This window comes from Candidatus Symbiopectobacterium sp. NZEC135, assembly GCF_025962695.1.
The window spans coordinates 78,417-86,130 of record NZ_JAGFPF010000016.1; the positions used below are offsets into that span (position 1 = coordinate 78,417).

Here is a 7,714-nt window from a genome sequence, read left to right on the forward strand (position 1 = left end):
TCGTAATGGCTGATGTTATCCGTAATAAGAAACCCCTTGCCACCAGCCCTATCAAGAGTGGGCAACCGTTGGGTGCCATTCTGGCGAGTCAGGGCTTTGAGCAGAGCATTCCATTGGTACACGGCGCACAAGGGTGTAGCGCTTTTGCCAAAGTGTTTTTTATCCAACATTTTCACGATCCGATTCCGTTGCAATCGACGGCAATGGACCCCACAACCACGGTGATGGGCGCGGATGGCAACATTTTGACGGCGCTCAGCACCCTGTGTCAGCGCAACGCCCCCAAAGCCATCGTACTGATCAGCACCGGGCTGTCGGAGGCGCAAGGTAGCGATCTGACACGTGCGGTACGCGAGTTTCGGGCCGAATACCCGCGCTTTAAATCCACCGCGATTCTGACGGTGAACACACCGGACTTCTACGGATCGTTGGAAAACGGGTTTAGTGCCGTGGTAGAGAGTGTGATTGAACAGTGGGTGCCGGAAAAGCCGCCCGCAGGCGTGCGTAACCGGCGCGTCAACCTGCTGCTCAGCCATCTGGTGAATCCCGGTGAAGTGGAACTGCTACGCAGTTACGTTGAAGCGTTCGGCCTGCAAGCGGTGATGGTGCCCGATCTCTCACTGTCGCTGGACGGGCATCTTGCCAGCGGAGACTATCAGTCGGTGACGCAGGGTGGGACAACGCTGCGCGCTATCGAGCAGATGGGGCAGAGTTTGAGCACCATCAGCGTAGGGCTGTCACTCCAGCGTGCTGCCGGATTAATGGCGCAGCGTAGTCGCGGTCTGGCATTAACGGTGCCACATATGATGACGATGGCGACGGTGGATGCGGTTATCCATCACCTGCAACAACTCTCTGGGCGTGAGGTGCCCGCGTGGATTGAGCGCCAGCGCGGTCAGGTGCAGGATGCGATGATCGACTGCCATATGGCGTTACAGGGCAGAAAGATTGCATTGGCGGCCGAAGGCGATCTGCTGGCGGCCTGGAGTGATTTTGCGCTGAGCCATGGCATGCAACCGGGGCCAATCGTCGCCCCCGTCAGCCAGCCCGGATTGCTTTCTCTGCCCGTCGAACAAGTGGTGATTGGCGATTTGGAAGACATGCAGGATCTGCTGGTTAACCACCCGGCAGATATGCTGGTGGCGAATTCTCATGCCGCCGATCTGGCGGAACAGTTTGGTATTCCGCTGATTCGCGCGGGCTTCCCGGTGTTCGATCGGCTGGGTGAATTCCGCAAGGTACGACAAGGCTATGCCGGTATTCGAGATACCTTGTTCGAACTGGCGAACCTGATGCTGGAACACCATCACCCGGTATCGGCCTATCACTCGCCCCTGCGTCAGCAATTCCGCGGCGCACAGCGTTCGGAGGTGAGTCATGCAACCTGTTAGCCGTCATCTTAGTACCATCAGTTCAGCCGTCTGGTCGATGCAGGTCGCCTTCGCCAGCTCGGATTATCACCATGTGGATCAGCATTTTGGTGCCACGCCACGGCTGGTGGTCTATGGCGTAAAACAAGATCAGGTGCGGCTGCTGAAAGTGGTGGATTTCAATGTGCAGCACGGCCATCAGGAAGAGAAGCTGGCGAGCCGTATCAGTGCGCTGGAGGAGTGTGTGACGCTTTACTGCGTCGCCATCGGCGATGCGGTGTTCCGCCAACTGCTCCAAGTGGGGGTGCGCGCGGTGCGCGTGCCGCCGGAAACCTCTATCGCACAGTTGTTACAGCAGATACAGCTGTGCTGGACAGACAGTGAACAAAGCTCTCGGCGACGCCAGCGCGATCCGGACCGCTTTGTGCACCTGCTGACGGAAACTGAATGGCAGGATGAAGACGACGCCTGTTGAACGCTGACAAGATCGTCGCTTGTGCGACAAAACCGACATAAACCGCGACATTGGTCGCGGTTTTTTTTTCGCGTATAACCTTATCACATTGATTATAAGCAGTTTTTGTGAGTGGTATCACATTTGCTAGTTCCCTGTGAACCCGTCCATGACGTGCGTGTGGGAGGAAGACGACCCGCGAGGCCTTCCCCCGTCACCCTAGGGAGCAAACAGCATGTGGAACTATTCCGAGAAAGTGAAAGACCATTTTTTTAATCCGCGCAATGCCCGCGTGGTGGAGCTGGCGAACGCGATCGGTGACGTTGGATCGCTGAGCTGTGGCGATGCTCTGCGGCTGATGCTACGGGTCGATCCGATAACCGAAACCATTTTGGAGGCCGGCTTCCAAACCTTTGGTTGTGGCAGTGCCATTGCCTCTTCATCGGCGCTGACCGAACTGATCATTGGCCGCACCTTGCAGCAAGCTGAGCAAGTGACCAACCAGCAGATTGCAGACTATCTCGATGGCTTGCCGCCAGAAAAAATGCACTGTTCGGTGATGGGGCAAGAAGCCTTGCGCGCCGCTATTGCGCAATACCGTGGTGAAACGCTGGACGACGATCATGAAGAAGGCGCACTGATTTGCAAATGTTTTGCCGTGGATGAAGGGCAGATTCGTCGCGCGGTGATGACTAACGGGTTGACCACGCTGCAAGAGGTGATCAATTACACCAAAGCGGGCGGCGGGTGTACCGCCTGCCACGAAAAAATTGAACTGACGTTGGAAGCGCTGCTGGCCGAGCGCGATGCCGCTCCGGCGACGGAGGTCGCTACGGCGGTGGACGTTAAAGACCCCCAATGGCGTCAGGTGGCGGACGCGGTAGCAGAGTTGCGTCCACATATCCAGGCGGATGGCGGTGACATGACGTTGCTCAACGTCAGCGGCCATCAGGTCACGGTCAGTCTGTCGGGAAGCTGCAGCGGGTGCATGATGACGGATATGACGCTGGCCTGGCTGCAACAAAAGCTGGTGGAGCGCACCGGGCGTTATATGGAAGTGGTTGCGGCACAGGCCGCGTGAGCTGATTGCGTACTCAGTGAGGCAACGAACATGAAAAATATCTATCTGGATAATAACGCCACCACCCGTCTCGATCCCATGGTGCTGGAAGCCATGATGCCCTTCCTGACGGATTATTACGGCAACCCCTCGTCAATTCACGATTTCGGTACGCCCTGTCGCGGAGCGCTAGAACGGGCGCGGCAGCAGGTCGCCAGCCTGCTCGGCGCGCGCCACGACAGCGAAATTATATTTACCTCCTGCGCCACTGAGGCGACGTCTACGGCGATTCACTCCGCTGTTGCGCTTGATGCCAAGCGGCGTGAAATCATTACCACTGCGGTAGAACACCCGGCGACGCTGGAAGTGTGTGAGCACCTGGAACGTCAGGGATATACCATTCACCGCCTGAGCGTGTCGGCGCAAGGCGAATTGGATATGGCGCAATATCGTACGTTGCTCAGCGAACGGGTGGCGCTGGTCACGGTGATGTGGGCGAATAATGAAACCGGGGTGCTGTTTCCGGTGCGCGAGATGGCTGCGCTGGCCCATGAGCACGGTGCGCTGTTTCATTGCGATGCGGTTCAGGCGGTTGGGAAGATCCCTATCGTGCTCTCCAGCAGCGAGATCGACATGCTCTCTTGCTCGGCGCATAAAATTCACGGGCCGAAAGGCGTTGGCTGTCTCTATCTGAAACGCTCCACCCGCTTCCGCCCCTTGCTGCGTGGTGGACATCAGGAGCGCGGGCGTCGCGCGGGCACAGAGAATATTGCTGGTATTGTCGGGATGGGGAGCGCCTGCGAGCTGGCAGAAGTGCACTTGCCCATGATGACCGCGGCGGTTGCCCCGCTGCGTGACCGCTTACAGCACGGGTTGGCCCAGATAATCCCCTGCGTGATGGTGATGGGCGGGGAACAACCGCGCACCCCTAACACGCTCAATATTGCGTTTGAGTTTATTGAAGGCGAAGCCATCCTGCTGCTGCTCAACCACGCGGGGATCGCTGCGTCCAGCGGCAGCGCCTGTACATCAGGTTCGCTGGAACCTTCCCATGTGATGCGCGCCATGAGCATTCCTTACACCGCGGCTCACGGCAGCATTCGCTTCTCGCTGTCGCGTTATACCCGTGAAAAAGAGATTGATCGGGTGATCGACGCGTTGCCGCCGATCGTTGAACGGTTGCGCACGCTCTCACCCTATTGGCAGCAGGGAAAACCGCAGGCGGCGGCGGGTGATTTCGCACCGACCTACGGCTGATACAAGGGAGAGAACATGACGCTCAACGGTACGGTTGTGATTAACGACACCACGTTGCGAGATGGGGAGCAGAGCCCCGGCGTGGCGTTTCGCGCCAGCGAAAAGTTGGCGATTGCGCAAGCGCTGGTGGACGCGGGTGTGAAAGAGTTGGAAGTCGGCACGCCTGCGATGGGCGGTGATGAGCGGGCGCGCATGTCGGTGATCCGCCGTCGTTTGCCGGAAACCGTGATGATGACCTGGTGCCGGATGAATGCGCAAGAGATTCAGCAAAGCGCGGATTTAGGCATGAATTGGGTGGATATTTCTATGCCGGCGTCCGATCGGTTACGTCAGCAGAAGCTACGCCAACCCCTCGATGCCTTGCTGCCGCAGCTTTGTCAATTGATCGAGCAGGCGCGTCGGCAGGGGTTGCGCGTTTGCGTGGGGTGTGAAGATGCCTCTCGCGCCAGCGATGAAACCTTAACCGCGCTGGCGCTGGCGGCGCACGCTGCTGGCGCCGAGCGCTTGCGCTTCGCCGATACGCTGGGCGTGCTCGATCCTTTTACCACCTTCACCCGCATCAGCGCCTTGCGGCAAGTCTGGGCAGGGCAGATCGAAATGCACGCCCATAACGATTTGGGGATGGCAACGGCAAACACGCTGGCGGCGGTTAACGCCGGGGCGACGCACGTCAACACCACGGTGTTAGGGCTGGGTGAGCGCGCGGGAAATGCGGCGTTGGAAACGGTGGCACTGGCGCTGGAGCGCTGTCTGGGATACGACAGTGGCATCCATTTCCCGCTGTTGCCCGCGCTGTGCCAACGGGTGGCGAACGCTGCGCAGCGAACCATCGATAAGCAGCAACCGCTGGTCGGCGAGCAGGTGTTTACCCATGAATCAGGGGTTCACGTCGCGGCATTGTTGCAGGACAGCGCGAGCTACCAGGAAATTGAACCGTCGCTGTTGGGGCGTGAATACCGGTTGGTGCTGGGTAAGCATTCAGGGCGGCAGGCTGTCGAGGGGATTTTTGCCCGGCTCGGCTATCAGCCAGATGCGGTGCAGACTGCGGCGCTATTAACTGCGGTGCGCGAGTTTGCCGAAAGTACCAAGCGTAATCCGCTGGATTATGAACTGCTGGACATGTTCCAGTCGCTGTGTGACAGCACGCGGTTACCGGGGAGGCGAGACGATGGAATGGTTCTACCAACTGCCCGGCGTTGAAACACTGGACAGCGCCGAGGCTTTTTTCAAGTTTTTCTCCGTACCTTATGAAACGCAGGCGCTTCAGGCATGCAACCTGACGGTGCTCAGCGAGTTTCATCGCCGCCTGCGCGCAGCGGTGCCGCTGCGTAATTCGCTGGAACTGGCACCGGATGCCGATTGGCAACTGGCTCGCCGTCTGCTGGCCGAGAGCTATCAGAACAAACGTCCGGGGGCACAATCATGATGATGCGCTTCGAATTTGGTGATGCGGTGCGCGTGGTGCGCCCGCTGCGCAATGATGGCACGGTAGCGGGGCTAAAACGCGGTGAGCTGCTGGTGCGGCGTGGCAGCATAGGCTATGTGCGCGAATGGGGCACCTTTCTACAGGATCAACTGATTTATCAGGTACATTTCCTTGAGGTGGACCGGATTGTCGGCTGTCGCGCACAGGAACTGATTGCCGCAGATGTCCCTTGGCACCGTGGCGAGTTTCAATACGGCGATTGGGTCATTTGCCTGCACGCATTGACGGTAAACGGCTTGCCGGTTGTCAGTGCGGGTCAGCAGGGGCAGATTCAGGCAACCGATCAGGGTGAACGCGGCGAGTGCTACACCGTGGTGTTTGGTGAACGCTGGTTTCAGGTGCCTTCCAGCGCGCTGGAACTGTGTGAGGAGGTATCCTGATGTTAGCCTGGCAGCGCTTCAGCCAGTGGCAACTGGCACACAAGTTGTGGAACCGGGCACCTGATGCACTGTCTCCTGAGCGCCAGCGCGCGTTGGAACGGCAACTGGCGCCGCAGTTGCGCTTGGAACAGGCCGTGGCGGACGCCGCATTGCAACACCGGCCGGTGCTCTCTGACGCCTTGACCGCTGCGGTAACCGATGCGTTAGCGGCAGAACTCGGCGAGGCCGGGTTCTCTGCGGTAGATCAGCAGGCGGTGATTTTGCATCATACCCTGCTGGAATGGCAGATGGCGCAGGTATCCGCACTGGCTGCTGAACCGACGTCCGAGGAAGTGGATAACTGGTATCTGCGGCATGCGGATCGCTTTTGCCGTCCAGAGCAGCGGCTGGCGCGCCATCTGCTGTTAACGGTTGACGACGAGGACGCGGCGGCAGTGAAAGCGCAAATCTTGACGCTGCGGGACAAACTCACGCGCGAGGGAGAAACCTTTGCCGCGCTGGCGGAGCGTTACTCCCAGTGTCCGACCGCGATGGAAGGCGGTGTATTGGGCTGGGTCAGTCGCGGTTTGTTGTTTGCGCCGCTGGAACAGGCGCTGTTCGTGCTACCGCCGGGGGCGTTAAGCGAGCCCGTGTCGAGCGAGATCGGTTGGCATCTGTTGCTGTGTGAAGCGGTTCGCCCTGAAACGCCGCTGGCACGGGAAGAGGCACTGCCGAAAGTCTTTCAGCACCTGTTGCACCAGCGGCAAAAACAGCAGCAGCGGGTGTGGCTGCGTAGCCTGACCGATGCATAGCTATCGCGTTTTCGTCATTTTCACATAATCGACGCCCTCTTTGTGGCACACCTCGCCAGCCACCTGAAAGCCAAAACGGACATAAAACGCTGTGGCGGTGAGTCGGGCGTTCAACGTGATGTCATTGATGCCTTCCGCCTGGAGTTTTTCTAACACCTCAGTTAACAGCCTGCTGCCATATCCCTGACGCTGAAAAGCGGCATCTGTGGCGAATTTACGTATCTGCCGGGCCGTGTTGGTGAGCGAGAAAACAGAGAGACAGCTGACAAGTGCATCATCCAGGTAGAGCCCATAATGTTGTGCCTGCTCATCGCCTTCGATACGTAGAAAATCGAGAGGGCGATCGGGCCACAGCGTTTTTTGACGTAGCGGCAGACAGGTATCAGCCGTGATAGGGCGGACAGTGATAGGCATGGTTGTTCTCTTGCGGGGTAATCGTCTCGGTGAGTAGCAAGACTATGATGAAGTTGTTGAAGGGAAAAGCGGAAAATGCAGCTACGCTAAAAAAGACAAGGTGCATTTCGTCGTGGGGAAACACACCTTGTAGTCAGCAACCGCATCAGGCGGCCAATGCGTTTTTTATCTGTTCGAGCCAATTGTCCAACCGTTCCTCGGTCAGATCGTACTGGTTATCCTGATCCAACGCTAACCCGACAAACTTATCGTCAATCAGTGCGGCAGAGGTATTAAAATCGTATCCGGCACTCGGCCAAGCACCGACCACGCGGGCTCCGCGATCGGTCACGGCGTCATACAGCGCTTTCATGCCGCTGACAAAATTGTCCGGGTAGCCAACCTGATCGCCCAGGCCGAACAGCGCAACGGTTTTGTCCGTCAACTCCATGCCGGATAATCCGTCAATAAACTCCTGCCAGGACTCGCCTTCGCACCCGGCATCCATACCCGGTAGCTGTCC

10 protein-coding genes are annotated in these 7,714 nt (G+C 58.3%); 8 read left to right on the forward strand and 2 right to left on the reverse strand.

Annotated elements, in window-relative coordinates; translation table 11 throughout:
• Positions 1–5 precede the first annotated feature (5 nt).
• The 8 genes from nifN (at position 6) to nifM (ending at position 6,798) form a co-directional block, all read left to right on the forward strand.
• Positions 6–1,391, forward strand: a complete 1,386-nt coding sequence (nifN, locus tag J5224_RS10830; RefSeq protein ID WP_264625384.1) for a nitrogenase iron-molybdenum cofactor biosynthesis protein NifN — start codon at positions 6–8, stop codon at positions 1,389–1,391.
• A complete protein-coding gene (locus tag J5224_RS10835) occupies positions 1,378–1,845 on the forward strand; it encodes a NifB/NifX family molybdenum-iron cluster-binding protein (protein ID WP_264625385.1) in 468 nt (155 codons plus the stop codon). Before nifN ends, J5224_RS10835 begins: the two co-directional genes overlap by 14 nt.
• A gap of 214 nt (positions 1,846–2,059) precedes the next feature.
• The gene (nifU, locus tag J5224_RS10840) at positions 2,060–2,905 is read left to right on the forward strand and encodes a Fe-S cluster assembly protein NifU (RefSeq protein ID WP_264625386.1); all 846 of its coding nucleotides are present in this window, start codon (positions 2,060–2,062) and stop codon (positions 2,903–2,905) included.
• Between the two features lie 30 nt (positions 2,906–2,935).
• Positions 2,936–4,141, forward strand: coding sequence for a cysteine desulfurase NifS (gene nifS, locus J5224_RS10845; protein ID WP_264625387.1), 1,206 nt, complete (start codon positions 2,936–2,938; stop codon positions 4,139–4,141).
• Between the two features lie 15 nt (positions 4,142–4,156).
• Positions 4,157–5,341 (forward strand): homocitrate synthase, encoded by a 1,185-nt coding sequence (gene nifV / locus J5224_RS10850; RefSeq protein WP_264625388.1) that lies wholly within the window; start codon positions 4,157–4,159, stop codon positions 5,339–5,341.
• Positions 5,310–5,567: a nitrogenase-stabilizing/protective protein NifW gene (locus tag J5224_RS10855; protein ID WP_264625389.1), complete on the forward strand. Its 258-nt coding sequence runs from the start codon at positions 5,310–5,312 to the stop codon at positions 5,565–5,567. Before nifV ends, J5224_RS10855 begins: the two co-directional genes overlap by 32 nt.
• Entirely contained in the window at positions 5,564–6,007 is a 444-nt protein-coding gene (locus J5224_RS10860) for a nitrogen fixation protein NifZ (protein WP_264625390.1), read from the forward strand. Before J5224_RS10855 ends, J5224_RS10860 begins: the two co-directional genes overlap by 4 nt.
• Complete coding sequence (gene nifM / locus J5224_RS10865; RefSeq protein ID WP_264625391.1) at positions 6,007–6,798, forward strand: nitrogen fixation protein NifM; 792 nt, start codon at positions 6,007–6,009, stop codon at positions 6,796–6,798. The genes J5224_RS10860 and nifM overlap by 1 nt, the downstream gene beginning before the upstream one ends.
• Here the strand turns inward: nifM and J5224_RS10870 are convergent, their stop codons facing one another.
• Positions 6,799–7,212, reverse strand: coding sequence for a GNAT family N-acetyltransferase (locus J5224_RS10870; RefSeq protein WP_264625392.1), 414 nt, complete (start codon positions 7,210–7,212; stop codon positions 6,799–6,801).
• A gap of 145 nt (positions 7,213–7,357) precedes the next feature.
• Positions 7,358–7,714 (reverse strand): flavodoxin (locus J5224_RS10875; RefSeq protein ID WP_264625393.1); only part of this gene is annotated, 357 nt, incomplete at its 5' end.